We start from the raw sequence: 16,140 nt of genomic DNA, 5'->3' as shown, positions 1-16,140 counted from the left end.
GGGCCGGGGGCCGGGGCCTCCGAGGCCGCACGGGTCCCCGCCGCCCGGACCGGGGCGACGGGGTTCGGGACGGCGCCCGCGGGGGACGCGCGGGCGGCCGGAGCCGGTCGGCCGGTCGGGGTCCGCTCCGGCCGGCCGCGTACCCTCGAAGCGTGACGACAACACTCGATTCCGTCGACCCCGGGGTCGCGGCGGCCCGGATGCGCGAGGTCCTGGGTCCGGGCCCGGTGGTCGCGCTGACAGGGGCGGGTGTCTCCACGGACTCCGGGATCCCCGACTACCGTGGCCCCGGTTCCCCGCCGCGCAAGCCGATGACGTACCAGCAGTTCGTCGGCGACGCCGCGTTCCGCCGCCACTACTGGGCCCGCAACCACGTCGGCTGGCGCCACGTGCACCGCACCCGGCCCAACGACGGGCACCGGGCGCTGGCCGACCTGGAGGCGGCGGGCGCGGTGTCCGCCGTCATCACGCAGAACGTGGACACCCTGCACGAGGCGGCGGGCAGCCGGAGGGTGGTCGACCTGCACGGCCGCTACGACCGGGTGGTCTGCCTGGGCTGCTCCGAGGTCGTCAGCCGGGCGAGCCTGGCCGAGCGCCTCTCGGCCCTGAACCCCGGCTTCGCGGACGGCGTCGCCGACGTCGAGGTGGCGCCGGACGCGGACGCGGTCCTCGCGTCCACCGAGGGGTTCCGGGTGGCCGACTGCGGGGCCTGCGGGGGCATGCTCAAGCCGGACATCGTGTACTTCGGCGAGAACGTGCCCAAGTCGCGTGTGATGGAGGGCTACCGACTCGTGGACGACGCGTCGGCCCTGCTGGTGGCGGGTTCGTCGCTGACGGTCTTCTCGGGGCGCAGGTACGTCAAGCGCGCCGTCGAGCAGGGCAAGCCGGTGGTGATCCTGAACAGGGGGGAGACCCGTGCGGACGGCGTGGCCGCGCTCACGGTGGACGCGGGCTGCTCCCAGGTCCTGCGCTCCCTCGCCGGCGCCTACACCGCCTGACCCGTCCCCGGGGCCGGGACGGCGCCCGCCGCCGTGGCGTGCCGCCCCGGAGCCGCCGGGCGCCGCGCCCTCGCCGCCCCGGCCGCTCCTTCGGGCCGGGAGGGCGCCGGCTACTCCGACCCGCCCTCCGCCTCGACGTGGGCGAGGAAGTCCAGGAGGGCCGCGTTGACCTCGTCCGGCCGCTCCTGCTGCGTCCAGTGGCCGCAGCCGGGCAGGGTGACGTCCGCGTGCAGCCGGGGGGCGATCAGGGGCAGGACCTCCCGCAGCTCCGGGATCCCCCGCATGACGGTCACCAGGTCCATGTCCCCCACCATGTAGAGCGCGGGGACGTCGATGCCGCGCCCCTGGAAGGGGGCCATGAGCTCCTGGTTGCGCTCGGTGTTGCGGTACCAGTCGAGCCCGCCGGTGAAGGCCCGGGCCCCGTGCGCCGCGTGGTCGCGGGCGAAGGCCGCCACGTCCTCCTCGGTGAGCCAGGAGGGCAGCTCGTCCGCCGGCGGCAGGGCGTCCAGGAGCGTCCCGCCCTCCGGGACCATCCACAGGCGGGGCTCGTCCGTCTCGGGGTTGTCGCCGGAGGCGCCGACCAGGATGCGGCGCATGAACGAGGCGATATCGGCGGCCAGTTCGGCGTCGGCGCGCCCGGGCTCCTGGAAGTAGACCTGGTAGAAGCCCTCCCCGTACATGTGGCGGTTGGCCGAGGGCGTGGGCATCATCGCGGGCGGGAACGGCGGGACGCTCAGTCCCGCGACGCCGCGGACGAGGTCGGGCCGCATCATGGCGGTGGCCCAGGCCACGGGGGCGCCCCAGTCGTGTCCGACGAGGACGGCCTCCTTCTCGCCGAGCGCGGCGATCAGGCCGACGACGTCGCCGACCAGGTGCGGCAGCGTGTAGGCGGCGACGTCCTCGGGCCGGTCGCTGCGGGCGTAGCCGCGCTGGTCGGGGGCGACCACCCGGTACCCGGCCCCGACGAGCGGGTCGAACTGGTGGCGCCAGGAGTACCAGGTCTCGGGGAAGCCGTGCAGGAGCAGCACGAGCGGGCCGCTCCCCTGCTCGGCGACGTGCAGCCGTATCCCGTTGACCTCGATGTCCCTGTGTTCGACGTTCATCGTGTGCTCCTTGGTGCCGTGGGCAACAGTGCTGGACACGCTATCCCAGGCGCAGCAGGCCTTCCCGGCCCCTTGAGGGGGGCGGGAGGCGGTGCCGTGGGCCGCGGGGTCAGCCCGTGGCGGGGCTCCCGTCCACGGCGGCGGCCCGGCGGTCGAGGAGGGCCAGCACCCTCTCCCCCCAGCGGATGTTCTCCTCCTCCAGGGAGATCCCGCCCAGGAGGGTGAGGTAGGGGCCGATCCGCTCGGCGCGGGCGACGTGCTCGTCCTCGGTGCGCCCGTCGAGAAGTCGCAGGCGCAGGCGTTCGTAGCGGGCCAGCTTGCCGCGCGCCCACGCGACCCGCTCGGCGACGGAGGCGCGGACGGCGTCCGCGTCGCCCGCGTCCACCGCTTGGAGCTGGACGAGGAGTTCGTCGCGCATCGCGGCGGGGCGGGGACTGCGCTCCGTGTACTCGCGCAGTGCCCGGTGCCCGGCGGCGGTCAGGGAGAAGACCCGCTTGTCGGGGCGCCTCTCCTGGCGGACGACGACGGCGTCGATCAGCCCGTCCGCCTCCATCCGGTCCAGCTCGCGGTAGAGCTGCTGGGGGGTGGCCATCCAGAAGTTGGCCACGGAGGCGTCGAAGTTCTTCGCCAGGTCGTATCCGGACGCCGCGCCGTCCAGCAGCGCGGCCATCACAGCGTTGCGCAGTGCCATCCGGGCAGCATAGCCCTTCGATGGTCAACGACGCGTGTAGACAACTCGTTGTCCTGCGCGGGCGGCCCCGGCAGGTCGTGGACCGGCCTGTCCACAACGCGGTCCGGCGCTCACGCCCCGGCTCACACGAGCACCACGAGGGCGAGCCCGAGCACGAGGAGGACCGCGCCGCCGGCCGCGGAGGCCCTGCGCGTGCCGGCCGCCCCGTCCTCGCCGTGCCGGGGCAGCTCCGGCCAGCGGAGCGCCGCACCGGACAGCGCCGCCGCCACCGGGAGGACCACCAGCCACCACAGGGCCCCGGGCAGGTGGCCCCACTGCACGAAGACGAGGAGCAGGAGGGCCGCCGCGGCGAGGTGGAGCGCACGGGACAGGGCGTCCCAGCGGTCCGCGAAGCGGAGGCGGCCCCTGCCGCGCCAGCCGCGGAGCGCGATCAGCGCGGCGTCCAGCGCGAGCCAGGCGACGAGGGCGACGCCGACGACGACGGGGAGCCAGGCGGTCACGCGTCCTCCAGGAGCAGGGTGATGCCGATGTCGTCCACCGGCAGGGAGGAATCGGCCAGGACGACGACCGCCCGGCCTCCCTCCCGGTCCAGGGCGAACATCGAGGAGAACCCGCCGGTGCCTCCGTTGTGCCAGGTCACCGCGGTTCCGTCGTGGTCGTCGATCCACCAGCCGAGGCCGACCTCGCCGCCGTCCCCCGCGTCCCAGCGCGGTTCCATGGCGTCGGCGCCGGGGGCGGCCCCCTCCAGCAGGGCGCGGGCCAGGAGCTCCATGTCCCCGGGGGTGGACCGCACGCCGCCCATCGGGGCGTAGGCGTGGGAGGTCCACGGATCGGCGGTGCGCCCCCGGGCCCCGTGTCCGACGGACGCGTCCTCGGGGAGGCCGTCCGGGGTGACGGGCAGCGTGGTCGCGTCCATGCCCACCGGCTCGAGGAGCCGCTCCCGCAGCAGGGTGCGGTAGTCGGTGCCCGCGGCCTCGGCCACGGCCTGGCCGAGGACGGCCGCACCCATGTTGGAGTAGGCGACCTCACCGCGGCCCTCCGTCCCGGCCGCGGCGACCTGGGCGACGAGCGCGGCCCGGTCGGCCCGGTAGGGATCGCTCCCCCGGTAGGCCGCGACGGCCGTGCCGACGCTCTCGGCGAGGCCCGTGGGGAGGCGGGGCAGGCCGGAGCGGTGGCTCGCCAGCTCCGCGAGGGTGACCGACGCGGCGGGCGCGTCCCCCAGGTCGAGGATCGCGCCGAGTTCGGTGTCCTCGGCGACCTCGCCCCTCTCCACGGCGTCGGCCAGGAGAAGGGCGGTCATGCCCTTGGTCACCGAGCCGATCTCGTAGACGGTGCCGCCGTCGGCGCCGAAGTGGGCGACGCGGGTCCGGTCTCCGTCGATCACCACGACGCTGGCGCGCTCGCGCGCGTCCGCGGCCAGCAGGGGGCGGGCCCGGTCGAGCAGGCCGGGGTCCCCCGCCTCCCGGTCCGACAGGGACGGGACCTGCGGGCGCGCGGCGAATCCGAGCAGCAGGACCAGGACGGCCACGGCGCAGGCGGCCGCGACGCCGGGCCCGCGCCCGGCCGCGCCCCCTCCCGCGGCGTTCAGGAGGCACCGCCCGCGGCGGTGAGGACGGCCAGCAGGGGGACGACCCGCTCCGGGGGGACGATGTAGTGCCCGCGCCGGACGGTGGTGAGCCACCCGGCCGCCACGAGCAGGTTGACGTGGTGGTAGATCTGGCCGGTGGTACCGAAGCCGGAGAGCTCGGCCAGGCCGGCCACGGTCCCCGTGCCCTCCCAGACCGCGTGCAGCAGGTGGAGCCGGACGGGGTGGCCCAGGGCGTCGAGGACGGCGGCCGCGCGGGACCAGTCGGCCCCGGCCAGCCGGTCCACGGGCAGGCCCTGCTGCCACTCGATCGCGTCCTCGCCGTCCCCGTCCCGGACGATGCCGGCGAAGACCACGGCCCCCCGCCCCGCGGCGTGCCCCCGGAGCGCCTCCAGGGCGAAGAACGCTCCCCCGGGCGCCCCTTCCGTGCCCCCGCCTCCCCCGGGCGGCGCGGGCGCCGCCTCGGCCCGGCCCTCCAGTTCGGCGACCCGGGCCTCCAGGTCGGCCAGACGCTGCTCGGTCGTTCGGTCCACCACGCCCCCAGGTAATTCGAAATTCCGTAACTACGTAAAAACCATCTTACCCCCGTACGGAACGCGTCCGGCCCCACCCCTCGGCGACACGGGAGATTTGCCCTATCGGGTACGAACAGTGAGATACCGATGACCGGCAGGGGCTGATCATGGAGGGGCGGCGCGCGACCCGCGCACACGCCAGGGACACCCGAGGGGCCGCCCCTGCCCGGACAGGCACCACCCCGGGCGCCCGGGCGGCCGGTGAGGAGCCGACATGCGGACAGAGGCAGCCAACGGCTGGCAGTTCTTCGTCGCCACACTCTTGATCGTCATCGGGGCGGTCAACATCATCCAGGGGATGGTGGCGCTGTTCTCCCCCGACTTCTACATCGCCACGGGCACGGACATGCTCTTCCTCGAGTACGGGTCCTGGGGCGTCCTGCTCGGGCTGTGGGGCGCGGTCATGGTCGCCGCAGGCGTCGCCGTGCTGTCCGGCCGCACCTGGGCGCGGGTGTTCGGCATCGTCCTCGCCTCCCTGAACGCCCTCGCGCAGCTGGCCTTCGTGGTGGCCATGCCCCTGTGGTCGATGGTGGCCATCGCCGTGGACATCCTGGTGATCTACGGGCTGACCGCGGGCTGGCCGACCCGGGCGGGGGACGCGTCCCCGCAGTCCGACGAGGCCGTCTACCGCAGCGGCTACCGGGCGTCCCACGAGGCGCCGCGCCCGACGCGTTCGCCGGAGCAGCGCACCGGCGGGCAGCAGACCACGGGCCAGGGCTCCTGACCTCGGCCGCGACCGCCCCCGTTCCGCGGACGGGGGCGGTTCCGCGCGTCCGCGCCCGCTGCCGGAGGAGGCGGGCACACGCTCCCGGGCGCGACCCCCGGGGAGCGGTCGGCCCCGGGAGGGCGCGCGGCCCGGGGCGCGCCCGCCGGCTCAGTCCCCGTACAGCGCCGCCAGCGCGTCACCGTACCTCTCCCGGACGACCCGCCGCCGGAGCTTGAGCGACGGCGTCAGCTCACCGGTGTCCGGCCCCCACTCCTCGGCGAGCGACCTGTGGGCCTTGACCTGCTCGGCCCGGTTGAGCCGCCTGTTGGCCGCCTCGACCGCGCGCCCCAGCTCCGCCGCCACCTCCGGGTGGGCGGCCAGCGCCTCCCAGTCCCCGCCGGTGTCGATGCCCCGCGCCTCGGCCCACACCGGAGCCGTCTCGCGGTCCAGCACGAGCAGCGCCACGAGGTAGGGCCGCCGGTCGCCGTGGGCGTACGCCTGGCCGATCAGCGGGTGCTCCTTCAGCGTGTTCTCCACGAGGGCCGGCGAGATGTTCTTGCCGTTGGAGGTGACGATCAGCTCCTTCTTGCGGTCGGTGATCCACAGGTAGCCGTCCTCGTCCAGGCGCCCCACGTCGCCGGTGGCGAACCACCCGTCGGCGTCGGCGGCGGGCAGGATCCGCCCGTCCGGCCCCAGGTAGCCGCCGAACACCGACTCCCCCCGCAGCAGGATCTCGCCGTCGTCGGCGAGGCACAGCTCCACACTGTCGATGGGGCGGCCCACCGAACCCAGCCGGAACCCCGAGGAGGGGGCGTTGGCCGTGGCCACGCCCACGGACTCGGTCAACCCCCAGGCGTCCATGACCAGGATCCCCAGGCCCGCCCAGAACCGCACGACGTCCATCGGCATGGGCGCCGACGCGCTCGACGCCCAGGCGACCCGGTCCAGGCCGACCCCGGCCAGCAGGGGCCGGAAGACCTGTGCCCTGGCCTCGTCGAAGCGCTCCTGGAGTTCGGCGGGCACCCGACCGCCCCGCTCCCGCACCTCCGCGTGCTCGGTGGCGACGGCCATCGCCGCCTCCACCGCGGCGCGCCCCTCCGCCGGCAGCCGGGCGATCCCCGCCCGCAGGGCCGACGCCAGCTTCTCCCACACCCGCGGGACGCCGAAGAACTGGGGCGGGCGCACCGCCCGGAGGACGCCCACCACGTCCCCCGGGTCCGGGCACATCCACACGTGGGAGGCGCGCAGCACCGGGAGGTAGATGCCGAGGACCCGCTCGGCGATGTGGGCCAGCGGGAGGTAGCAGATGTGGTCGGGGAACTCCGGCAGGTCCACGACCGCGTCCACGGCGGCGGCGTTGGCGAGCATGCCGCTGTGGGTGATCGCCACGCCCTTCGGGTCCCCGGTCGTCCCCGACGTGTAGAGGACGGTGAGCAGGTCGTCGGGGGCCAGGTCCCGCCACCGGCCGAACGCGGCGCCGGCCGGGGCTCCGAGCAGGTCCCCGTAGGCGGTGTGGCCGCGCCCGGTGTCGGCCCCCTCGACCACGACCAGGGTCGCCAGGGGCGTGTCGGGGTCGACGACCAGGTGCTCCCAGGCGGCCGCGGTCGCGGCGCTCTCGACCACCGCGAGCCGGGCCCGGCTGTGCCGGACGATGTGGGCCACCTGTTCCGGCGCGGCGGTGTTGTAGACGGAGGTGGGGACGGCGCCCGCGTGGACCACGGCGAGGTCGCAGAGCCAGTGCTCCGGCCGGTTGCCCATCATCAGCAGGACGTGGTCGCCGGGTTCGACGCCGTGGGCGGCGAAGCCCTCGGTGAGCTCGCCGACCCGGTCGCGGACCTGGGACCAGGTGAGCGTGGACCACCCGGGGGATCCGGCCGGGGCTCCGGTTCCGGTTCCGCGCCAGGACAGCGCGGGCGCTTCGGGGTGCTCGGCCGCGGTGCGCGCGAGCAGGCTCGGAAGGGTTCGGTCGGTGGGGACAGTGGGGGGCATGCGTGCTCCTGGCGGTCGTCCTGACACTGTGACCTGAAACACGCCGGACTTTATCATTTCCCCTGCCGCGCGGATATTCTCCTTCGCCCTTTGTTTTTCCGATAACAGCGCGGATGAAAAGGCCGTTCCGTCCCGGGCGACACGGCCGGGAGTGCGGGAAATGCGCAGGTGGAAGCGGAGCGAGAGGGGGTTCGGGCGCGGTCCGGGCCCTTCCGCGGAAGGGCCCGGACCGCGCGGCCGGGGCCCTCGGCCCGTGCCCTCCGCCCGGTCAGTTCGCGGGCGGGTGCAGGTGGCTGGTGACCGCGAGCCGGTTGTACAGGTTGATCATCGCGATCGCGGACATGAGCGCGGCCAGCTGCTGGTCGTCGAAGTGCTCGGCGGCGGCGTCGTAGGTCTCGTCGGACACCCCGTGCTCGCCCAGGCGGGTCATCTCGTCGGTGAGCGCGAGGGCGGCCCGCTCCGCGTCGGTGAAGACGGCCCCCGCCTCGTACCAGGCGGAGACGAGGAACAGCCGCCGCTGGGTCTCCCCCTGCTTGAGGGCGACCCGGGTGTGCAGGTCGACACAGAAGGAGCAGCCGTTGATCACCGAGGAGCGCAGCTTCACCAGCTCCAGGAGGCTTCCCTCCAGGTGGCCGGCGATGACCTTGTCGATCTCGTCCAGCTTGCTGTAGACCTCCGGGAGCTTCTTCGCCCAGATCACACGCGTCCTGGCCACGGGGGACCGCCTTCCTCGTCGGTCGCCCCTCCCCGGACGGGGCGGGGCGTCACGGGTGCACTGGGGTCAAAGCTACCAACGCCCCCGGCGGCGGAGCGGCCCCGGACCGTTTTCCGCCCCTGTTCATCCTTGGTGGGAAAAGTGTCCTGTGATATCGGAGGTCGCCTTTTTACGGTTCCTCCTTTCGTGGCCGGAGCCGCTACTTTTCTTGGCGTTCACAGGCGCCCGGGAAGTGAGGCCGTACCGACGAATTCTCCGGGCGACGCGGCCTCCCCGTCCCCGGCGGTCCGGAGCGGCCCGTGGCCGGCCCCCGCTGTCCGCCGCGGCGACGGCGGGCGCACCCGGGTCGTTCCCCGGGACGGCCCTGCCGGGGTCGAAGGGCACGCGGCCGTCGCCGTGCGCGTTCGCGGCCCGCTACGGCCTGTCGGCGGCGGTGTCGGCGCCCCTGGCCGGGGCAGGGGGCCGGAACCGCTCCGGTGGGCGTACGCGGTGGCGACGGCCGGCCCGGTGGCGGGCCGGGGCGTCGCGTTCCGGCGTCCGCCGGCACGGGTCCGACCGCCGGCTCAGGGCCGCGGCCCGCCCGCCTCCGCTCCGGCCCACTGCCGGAGCACGGTCCGCTCCTCCTCCGCGTCGGGGTGCGCGTCGTCCCACGCGGCGTAGCCGTCGGGGCGCACCAGGAGGACCTGCGCCCCGCCGGGCAGGTCGCCCCGGACCCGCAGGATCCGGACCCGGTCCGCCCAGGGCAGGGCCGCCTCGGCCGCGGCGCCGTCGGGGGAGGCGTCGAGCAGGGTGAAGCGGACGCCGTCCATCAGCTCGTACAGCCGCGCGGGCCGGTCCCCGACGGTGAGCGGCAGGTCGTCCACGCGCGTGCCCGTGGTGTCGGAGACGGTGAGGCCGTCGGGGAGCTCGTAGGAGTGGCCGAGCCCCGCGAGCCGCAGGCGGACCCTGTCCGCGAACGCGTGGACGCCGGCCAGCGCCGGAACCACCCGGGAGCGCACCGCTCGCACGGGCGCCGGGGCGACGGCCGCGCGCAGGATCATGTCGCTGAGGCGGAGGGTGGCGCGGCCGGCCCGGTGGCGCTCGGCCTCGTAGGAGTCGAGGAGCCAGGCGGGGGCCCACCCCTTCTCGACGGCCGCGAGCTTCCAGGAGAGGTTGGCCGCGTCCTGGAGGCCGGTGCTCGTGCCCATGGCGCCCATGGGCGAGTGGACGTGCGCGGCGTCCCCGGCGAGCAGGACCCTGCCGACGCGGTAGTCCCTCGCCTGTCGGCGTTCGCTGAGGAGGCGCGCCGACCAGCGCACCTCCGCGACGTCCAGGACACCGCCGGAGAGTCTCCGGAGGGACTCGGCGACCTCCTCCGCGTCGACCGGTCCGCCCGGCGGGGCGTCCTGGCGGGCGCGGTCCCAGACGGTGGCGCGGTACCAGCCGTCGCCGTAGGGCGGGAGGAGGGCGACGCCGTCGGGTCCGACGAACGGGTTGACCGCCGGCGGCAGTTCCCGCCTGAGCCGGACGTCGGCGAGCAGGATGCGCGTGTCGTAGCCGTGGCCGCCGAACCGCACCCCCAGGAGTTCCCGGACGGTGCTGTGCGCGCCGTCCGTCCCGACGACGCGGTCGGCCCGTTCGGTGCGCTCGCCGTCGGCGGTGCGGACGGCGAGGTCGACGCCGTCCTCGTCCTGGGCGAGCCCGGTGACCTCGGCGCCCCGGACCACGGGCACGCCGAGCCGTTCGGCCCGCTGCCGGAGGAGGGCCTCGGTACGGCCCTGCCGGACCACGAGGACGAACGGGAAGCGGCTCTCGGGGTGGCGCATGTCGAGGGTGAGGCCGCGGCCGTCGCCGAAGGCGACGCGCACCTCGGGGACGGGGAAGCCCTGGGCGACGAGGGTGTCGGCGAGCCCCCGCACGTCGAGCAGTTCGAGGGCGCGGGCGTGGACGGCGAACCCGCGGGTCGGGCCGGTCTCCCGGGCGCGCTTCTCCAGGACCCGGACGTCGATCCCGGCCTCGGCCAGGTCTCCGGCGAGCATGAGGCCGGTGGGCCCCGCTCCGACGATGGTGACGCTCATGGCTGTGCTCCTCGGGGGGCGCGGCGGCTGTTACGCCTCTTCCGGTACTCTGGGTACCGGAACTCCGAGTACCGATACTACGAGTACCCCTACTGCTGTCAAGGCCCGGGAGGAAGCATCATGGGCACCGCGGGAAATGGGGCCAGGGGCGGCCGCCGTCCCGATCCGGCCGTGGACGAGGCGATCCGCGCCGCGGCGCTGGAACTGCTGGTGGAGCGCGGGTTCGGGCTGACCTTCGACGAGGTGGCGGCCCGGGCGGGGGTCGGGCGCACGAGTGTGTTCCGGCGCTACCCGACCAAGCGGGACCTGGTGGCGGCCGTCGCCGGACAGGTCGGCGCCGACCGGATGGAGGTGCCCGACACCGGGTCGCTGGAGGGCGACCTCACCGCAGCGGTCGGCGTCGTCCAGGGGGTGTTCGGCGGGACTCCGCTCCAGGCCCTGGCCCGGCACGCGCTCTCCGACGCCCTCCGGGACGGGGAGGGCGCCGCGGTCCTGCGCTCGCTCCTGGAGCAGCGGACGACCCTGGTCCGGGAGGTCCTCGCCCGCGCCGCCGCACGCGGGGAGGTCTCCGACCCCGACCGCGCCCCGCTGGTCGCCGACCTGCTGTCCGGGGCGGTCCTGGTCCGTCTGGCCACCGGTACCCCCTTCCCCGAGGGCGGCGAGGCGGACCGCCTCGCGCGGGCCCTGGTCGCGGCCGCCCGGGACTGAGCCCGGCCGGCCCCGCGGGCGGCGGAGCGGCGGGACGGGCGGGCGTTCCGCGCCGGGGCACGCCCGGGGCAGTCGGGAGGGTGGCCTGGCGGGTCCACGAGTTCGCCCCTGCCCCGGGCACGCGCGGGGCCGCCGACGGCGGCGGCGGGACCGCGGGGCAACCGACGACGGCGGGGCCGCGTGGCGATGCCCGCGGCCGACGCGAGCGGGGGCGGCGACCGGGGGCCACGAGCGGGCACGCCCGCCCCCGCGGCGTCGACGCGCCGTCCACAGGCCCGGGAACCGTCCGGCGCCCCGGGGCGGCGTGCGGTTTGCTGGGAACAAGGGGGGTCCCGGGGCCTGCCCGCCCCGCCGTGCCCGGCGCGCGCCGGTCAGTCCTCCGACCGCGCGTCGTGGGTGAGCAGGGCCAGCTGCACGCGGCCGGTCAGGTCCAGCTTCGCGAGCGCGCTGGACACGTGGGACTTCACCGTCCCCATGGACATGTACAGGCGTTCCGCGATCTCCGCGTTGGACAGTCCCGCGGTCACGGCCTCGGCGACCTCCCGCTCCCGTTCGGTGAGCAGCTCCAGCCTCCGCCGTGCCCGCTCCCTGCGGGTGGGCGCCTCGGAGCGCTCGGCCGGGTCCTCCCCGGCCACCCGGTCCATCAGCGCGCGGGCCACGCCCGGCGAGAGCACGGGCTCGCCGGCCGCGGCGCGGAGCACCGACTCCACGATGCGCTCGGGCTCGGTGTGCTTGAGCAGGTATCCGGCGGCGCCCGCCCGCAGGGCCCGCACCACCGTGGCGTCGGCGTCGAACGTGGTCAGGACGATGACCTGGGGCCGTGCGCCTTCCCCGCCCGATGCTCCGCCGCGCAGGCCCTCGGTGGCGGTGATCCCGTCCACGCCGGGCATGCGCACGTCCATCAGCACCACGTCGGGGCGGTGCTCGGCGACGGCCGCGGCGACCTCGGAGCCGTCGCCCGCCCCGCCCACGACCTCGATGCGGTCGTCTCCGGAGAGCATGATCCGCAGCCCCGCGCGCACCAGGGGGTCGTCGTCGACGAGGAGTACGCGCACGGGGTCGGTAGGCACGGCGACCACTATGGCACCTCCGGGGGTTCCGGCCACGGCAGGGTCGCGGACAGGCGGAAGACCCCGTCCTCCGCTCCGTGGAACAGCTCGCCGCCCTCCAGCGCGACCCGCTCTGTCAGCCCCGTCAGGCCCGCGCCCGCGCCCGGGATCTCGCCGGAGACCACCCCGACCGGCAGCGCGCTGGTCACCGACACCTCCACGCCCCGCCCCGGGCCGCCGGCCACCCGCACGCCCACCCTGGCCCCCGGGGCGTGCTTGCGCGTGTTGGTCAGCCCCTCCTGCACCACCCGGTAGACGGTGCGCGACACCTGTCCCCCCGGCTCGGCCCCTGCGGGGACGTCGAGCTCCCACCCCACCCGCTGCCCCGCGGCGACCGCCTCCCCGACCAGCCGCCCGGTGTCGGCGAGCCCCGTCGCGGGCGCGGCGGTGCCGGCGTGGTCGTCCGCCCCGCCCGGCAGTGTGTCCGTGGAGCGCAGGACCTCCAGGACCCCGCTGAGCTCCTCCAGGGCGCGGTGCGCGTTGTCCCGGATGACCCGGACCGCGGCGCCGAGCTCCGCGGCCTCCAGCGGCGCGGCGGCGCCCGCCTCGGCCCGTTCTGTCCTGTAGGCGAGGGCTCCGGCGTGCACCGACAGCAGGGACATGCGGTGCGCGACCACGTCGTGCATCTCCCTGGCGATACGGCGCCGTTCCTCGGAGCGGGCGTCCTCCAGCCGCCGCTCCCGGTCCGCGCGTTCGTGCCGGACGTCGGCCCGCAGGCGCTCCACCAGCTGGCGGCGGGCGCGGATGGCGACACCCCAGCCGACGCTGCCCGTGACGAGGGAGGCCGCGAGCGCGACGGAGAGGACGCTCTCGACCCGTCCGGGCGGCACGGTGACGAGCCAGGGCAGGCCCAGGAGCATGGTCAGCGCCACCGCCCACGCCGCCTGCTGCCAGGGGCGGCGGATCGCGAGGCCCACGAGGCCGACGACCAGGGCGGCGGTGACCGAGTTGGAGAAAGCCGCCAGGACGCACAGGACCAGGGCCACGGCGAGGGGGCGCCTGCGGCGCAGGAGGAGCACCAGGCAGCCGACCGCCCCGGCGACCGCGTCGGGCACGAAGAGCCACTCCGGCACGTGGTGCGACAGGCCGATGAGGTGCCCGGCGAAGTAGCCGGCGGAGACGTTCAGCCACCACAGGAAGGCGGTGGCGAACAGGAGGGCGTCCACCACCGCGTCCCGCCACCGCCGGCGGGAGCCCCCTGGCGTCCCCGCGGCCCCGGGCGCCGCCCCCTCCCCGTCCTTCCCCCCGGTCGCCGCCGGCGTGGTGCGCACTGGCCGCCCTCCCTCTCGTCGCCACCAGCCTAGGACCGCCGCCGCCCCGCCCGCCTCTGCCCGAGGACCGCCCCTCGTTCGGCCGATCGGCCGATCGGCCATGACCACTCGGACGATGCGCCCGGGTCCCCGCAGCGTGAGCATGGGGGTATGAGCGACGACGTGCCCGCGCTGGAACTGGACGGGCTGACCAAGACCTTCAACGAGACCAGGGCGGCCGACGGGGTGTCCCTGTCCGTCCCGCGCGGGGCGATGCTCGGGCTGGTCGGCCCCAACGGGGCCGGCAAGACCACGTCGCTGTCCATGGCGGTGGGGCTGCTCCGCCCGGACAGCGGGACCGCGCGGGTCCTGGGCGCGGACGTGTGGGCGGACCCGGTCTCCGCCAAGCGCCTGCTGGGGGTGCTGCCGGACGGCCTGGCCCTGCCGGAGCGCCTGACCGGCGGCGAGCTCCTCGACTACTGGGGGCGGTTGCGGGGGCTCGAACGGGGGGTGGTCCGGGCCCGGGCCGAGGAGCTGCTGCGCGTGCTGGAGCTGGACGGGGCCGAGGCGGACTCGGTCCTGGTCGCGGAGTACTCGACCGGCATGCGCAAGAAGATCGGCCTGGCCACCGCCCTCCTGCACGCCCCGAAGGTCCTCGTGCTCGACGAGCCGTACGAGGCGGTGGACCCGGTGTCGGCGAGGGTGCTGACGGCGATCCTGCGGCGGTTCACCGACGGCGGCGGCACGGTGGTGGTCTCCAGCCACGTGATGGCGCTGGTGGAGCAGCTGACCGACCGGGTGGCCGTCATCGCCCGGGGCCGGGTGCTGGCCGACGGGTCCCTGGCGGACGTGCGGGGGACGGACGCCACCCTGGAGGACACCTTCGTCCGCCTGGTGGGCGCCCGCGAGGTCGGGAAGGGGGAACTGGCGTGGCTGTCCTCCTGATCCGCCTGAAGTTCACCCTGCTGGGCCACTCCCCGACGGGGATGCGCCTGTTCGGGACCGCCCTCGCGGTCCTCGGTCTCGGCATCACCTGGTACTTCGCCCTGGCGGCCGGTTCGGACGCCGTGCGGGCGGACCTGCTGTCCCTGGCCTTCGCGGTGTGGGCCGCGACGTGGATGCTCGGTCCGACCGTCGCCAACGGCACGGGGGTCCTGCGCTCGCAGTACTTCGCGCTGCTGCCCCTGGACCGGCGCCGACTGGGCGCGATCCTGCTGCTGACCATGTTCTTCGACATCGGCCCCGCCCTGACCCTGGTGGCGCTGGCCGCCCTGGCCTGGCACGCGCTGGCGGTGGACCCGGCGGCCCTGCTGGTGGCGGTCCCGGGGGTCCTGCTGCTGTGGGTGTTCGTGGTCTCGCTGTCCCGGCTGGTGTTCCGCGCCCTGGGCGCGGCGATGCACTCGCGGCTGGGGATGGAGATCGCGTCGGTGCAGTGGGGCCTGATCCTCGCCGGGCTCTTCTTCGGGTGGATGGCGGTCCAGCCCGCGTTCACCGCGACCCTGGACCTGAGCGAGAACGGCCTGGGCGATGGCGCGGTCGGCGCGGTGCTGTCCGCCCTGCCGACCTCCTGGCCGGTGCTCGCCGTCCAGGCCGCGGCCGCGGGGTCCTGGGGGGCGGCCTCCGCCTGGATCGGCGCGCTGGCGCTGCTCACCGGGGCACTGGTCGCGGTGACCGCCGTACTGCTGGCCCCCCGGGTCGGGGCGCGCGGCGTGCGGCGCCGCGGCCGACCCCTGGGCGCGCACCCGCCGACGGCCCGCGGGCCCCGGTTCCCCCTGCTGCCGGACACCCCCCTGGGCGCGGTGGTCGGCAAGGAGCTGCGCCAGTGGTGGCGCGACCCGTGGCGCGGCCTGGAACTGCGCGCGTCGCTGTGGGCGGCGCTGTTCATCGGCCTGCTGACCTGGTCCAGCGGCACGTTCTCCTTCTTCGCGCCGTTCACCGGGGTGATCGCGGCCTTCATCATGGCGCTGTCCACCTCGAACATGTACGGGCACGACGGGACCGCGCTGTGGCTGTCGGTGGTCGGCCAGGGCCGGGACACGGTGCGGGCGGACGTGCGCGGCCGCCAGGTGGCGATCCTGCTGCTGATCGTGCCGGGTGCGGCCCTGCTGAGCGCGGCGTTCGTCGTGGCGACGGGCTCGCCCTGGGCGTGGCCGTACGTGGTCACCGGGATGGCGGTGTTCTTCGGCGTGGGGAGCGGGCTCGCGCTCCTGCTGTCGGTGGTGGCGCTCTCACCCGGGGTGGACCCGCAGCTGAGGGTGGACGCCAACGACTCGGGCGACAACCAGGTGCAGGTGTGGATCGCGCTGGTGGCCCTGCCGCTGCTGTCGGCGCCCGCCGTGCTCGCCGCCGTGTTCCTCGGCCTGGCCGGCCTCCCGTGGGCGGCGGCGCCGGTGGGCGTGCTCAACGGGGCGCTCGCCGCGTGGTGGCTCGGCCGGGTGGCGTACCGGCGGTTGGAGGCGCGGCTCCCTGAGGCGTTCGCCCGGATCAGGTACGGCAAGGAGGTCGCCCTGCGGACCGTGCCGGCGAACGGATCCCTGCTGGACCGGCTGGAGCGCACCGCCATCGAGGGCAACGCCGAGACGAGGCCGACCGGCTCCTGAGCCCGCGGGTCCGGGGACCCGGGCAGTCGGCGCGGCGCGGTCCCGGACGGGGAC

At 75.7% G+C, this 16,140-nt stretch carries 15 protein-coding genes; 5 read left to right on the top strand and 10 right to left on the bottom strand.

The window, feature by feature from the left end:
- Positions 1 to 152: 152 nt before the first annotated feature.
- Positions 153 to 998 carry an NAD-dependent protein deacetylase gene (locus ACWGL3_RS24225; protein WP_267948747.1) on the top strand — a complete coding sequence of 282 codons (846 nt, stop codon included), beginning with the start codon at positions 153 to 155 and terminating at the stop codon, positions 996 to 998.
- A gap of 110 nt (positions 999 to 1,108) precedes the next feature.
- Here ACWGL3_RS24225 and ACWGL3_RS24220 read toward each other — a convergent pair whose 3' ends face one another.
- The 5 genes from ACWGL3_RS24220 to ACWGL3_RS24200 all read right to left on the bottom strand — a co-directional run bounded on the left by ACWGL3_RS24220 (position 1,109) and on the right by ACWGL3_RS24200 (position 4,910).
- Complete coding sequence (locus tag ACWGL3_RS24220) at positions 1,109 to 2,101, bottom strand: alpha/beta fold hydrolase (protein ID WP_267948746.1); 993 nt, start codon at positions 2,099 to 2,101, stop codon at positions 1,109 to 1,111.
- Between the two features lie 109 nt (positions 2,102 to 2,210).
- Positions 2,211 to 2,792 (bottom strand): PadR family transcriptional regulator, encoded by a 582-nt coding sequence (locus ACWGL3_RS24215; RefSeq protein ID WP_267948745.1) that lies wholly within the window; start codon positions 2,790 to 2,792, stop codon positions 2,211 to 2,213.
- 122 nt (positions 2,793 to 2,914) lie between these two features.
- Positions 2,915 to 3,292, bottom strand: coding sequence for a hypothetical protein (locus ACWGL3_RS24210; RefSeq protein WP_267948744.1), 378 nt, complete (start codon positions 3,290 to 3,292; stop codon positions 2,915 to 2,917).
- The gene (locus ACWGL3_RS24205; RefSeq protein WP_267948743.1) at positions 3,289 to 4,320 is read right to left on the bottom strand and encodes a serine hydrolase domain-containing protein; all 1,032 of its coding nucleotides are present in this window, start codon (positions 4,318 to 4,320) and stop codon (positions 3,289 to 3,291) included. The genes ACWGL3_RS24210 and ACWGL3_RS24205 overlap by 4 nt, the downstream gene beginning before the upstream one ends.
- A gap of 56 nt (positions 4,321 to 4,376) precedes the next feature.
- A complete protein-coding gene (locus ACWGL3_RS24200) occupies positions 4,377 to 4,910 on the bottom strand; it encodes an ArsR/SmtB family transcription factor (protein ID WP_267950292.1) in 534 nt (177 codons plus the stop codon).
- Positions 4,911 to 5,166: 256 nt separating this feature from the next.
- Between ACWGL3_RS24200 and ACWGL3_RS24195 the strand changes: the two genes are divergently transcribed.
- Positions 5,167 to 5,676, top strand: coding sequence for a DUF7144 family membrane protein (locus ACWGL3_RS24195; protein ID WP_267948742.1), 510 nt, complete (start codon positions 5,167 to 5,169; stop codon positions 5,674 to 5,676).
- Positions 5,677 to 5,826: 150 nt separating this feature from the next.
- On the opposite strand, the gene ACWGL3_RS24190 is transcribed toward ACWGL3_RS24195, so the two are convergent.
- The 3 genes from ACWGL3_RS24190 to ACWGL3_RS24180 form a co-directional block, all read right to left on the bottom strand.
- Positions 5,827 to 7,647: an AMP-dependent synthetase/ligase gene (locus tag ACWGL3_RS24190; RefSeq protein WP_452461822.1), complete on the bottom strand. Its 1,821-nt coding sequence runs from the start codon at positions 7,645 to 7,647 to the stop codon at positions 5,827 to 5,829.
- A gap of 268 nt (positions 7,648 to 7,915) precedes the next feature.
- Positions 7,916 to 8,362: a carboxymuconolactone decarboxylase family protein gene (locus ACWGL3_RS24185; RefSeq protein ID WP_267948740.1), complete on the bottom strand. Its 447-nt coding sequence runs from the start codon at positions 8,360 to 8,362 to the stop codon at positions 7,916 to 7,918.
- A 563-nt stretch (positions 8,363 to 8,925) separates the two neighbouring features.
- Positions 8,926 to 10,419 (bottom strand): FAD-dependent monooxygenase, encoded by a 1,494-nt coding sequence (locus ACWGL3_RS24180; protein WP_267948739.1) that lies wholly within the window; start codon positions 10,417 to 10,419, stop codon positions 8,926 to 8,928.
- A gap of 120 nt (positions 10,420 to 10,539) precedes the next feature.
- Between ACWGL3_RS24180 and ACWGL3_RS24175 the strand changes: the two genes are divergently transcribed.
- Positions 10,540 to 11,127, top strand: coding sequence for a TetR/AcrR family transcriptional regulator (locus ACWGL3_RS24175; RefSeq protein ID WP_267948738.1), 588 nt, complete (start codon positions 10,540 to 10,542; stop codon positions 11,125 to 11,127).
- Positions 11,128 to 11,498: 371 nt separating this feature from the next.
- Here ACWGL3_RS24175 and ACWGL3_RS24170 read toward each other — a convergent pair whose 3' ends face one another.
- Together ACWGL3_RS24170 and ACWGL3_RS24165 are read right to left on the bottom strand one after the other, a co-directional pair.
- On the bottom strand, positions 11,499 to 12,206 hold the full coding sequence (locus tag ACWGL3_RS24170) for a response regulator (protein WP_267948737.1): 708 nt from the start codon (positions 12,204 to 12,206) through the stop codon (positions 11,499 to 11,501).
- Positions 12,206 to 13,507 (bottom strand): sensor histidine kinase, encoded by a 1,302-nt coding sequence (locus tag ACWGL3_RS24165; protein WP_346660237.1) that lies wholly within the window; start codon positions 13,505 to 13,507, stop codon positions 12,206 to 12,208. Before ACWGL3_RS24165 ends, ACWGL3_RS24170 begins: the two co-directional genes overlap by 1 nt.
- Positions 13,508 to 13,657: 150 nt before the next feature.
- Here ACWGL3_RS24165 and ACWGL3_RS24160 point away from each other — a divergent pair, with 150 nt between their 5' ends.
- On the top strand, positions 13,658 to 14,431 hold the full coding sequence (locus ACWGL3_RS24160) for an ABC transporter ATP-binding protein (protein ID WP_267948736.1): 774 nt from the start codon (positions 13,658 to 13,660) through the stop codon (positions 14,429 to 14,431).
- On the top strand, positions 14,416 to 16,086 hold the full coding sequence (locus ACWGL3_RS24155; RefSeq protein ID WP_267948735.1) for a hypothetical protein: 1,671 nt from the start codon (positions 14,416 to 14,418) through the stop codon (positions 16,084 to 16,086). The genes ACWGL3_RS24160 and ACWGL3_RS24155 overlap by 16 nt, the downstream gene beginning before the upstream one ends.
- Positions 16,087 to 16,140 lie beyond the last annotated feature (54 nt).

This window comes from Nocardiopsis sp. NPDC055824, assembly GCF_053616335.1.
This window is presented reverse-complemented; position numbering and strand designations above follow the sequence as displayed.

Coding starts and splice junctions, on each gene's coding strand:
- ACWGL3_RS24220 (WP_267948746.1), bottom strand. CDS start 2,101: ATGAACGTCGAACACAGGGACATCGAGGTCAACGGGATACGGCTGCAC.
- ACWGL3_RS24215 (WP_267948745.1), bottom strand. CDS start 2,792: ATGGCACTGCGCAACGCTGTGATGGCCGCGCTGCTGGACGGCGCGGCG.
- ACWGL3_RS24195 (WP_267948742.1), top strand. CDS start 5,167: ATGCGGACAGAGGCAGCCAACGGCTGGCAGTTCTTCGTCGCCACACTC.
- ACWGL3_RS24190 (WP_452461822.1), bottom strand. CDS start 7,647: ATGCCCCCCACTGTCCCCACCGACCGAACCCTTCCGAGCCTGCTCGCG.
- ACWGL3_RS24180 (WP_267948739.1), bottom strand. CDS start 10,419: ATGAGCGTCACCATCGTCGGAGCGGGGCCCACCGGCCTCATGCTCGCC.
- ACWGL3_RS24175 (WP_267948738.1), top strand. CDS start 10,540: ATGGGCACCGCGGGAAATGGGGCCAGGGGCGGCCGCCGTCCCGATCCG.
- ACWGL3_RS24160 (WP_267948736.1), top strand. CDS start 13,658: ATGAGCGACGACGTGCCCGCGCTGGAACTGGACGGGCTGACCAAGACC.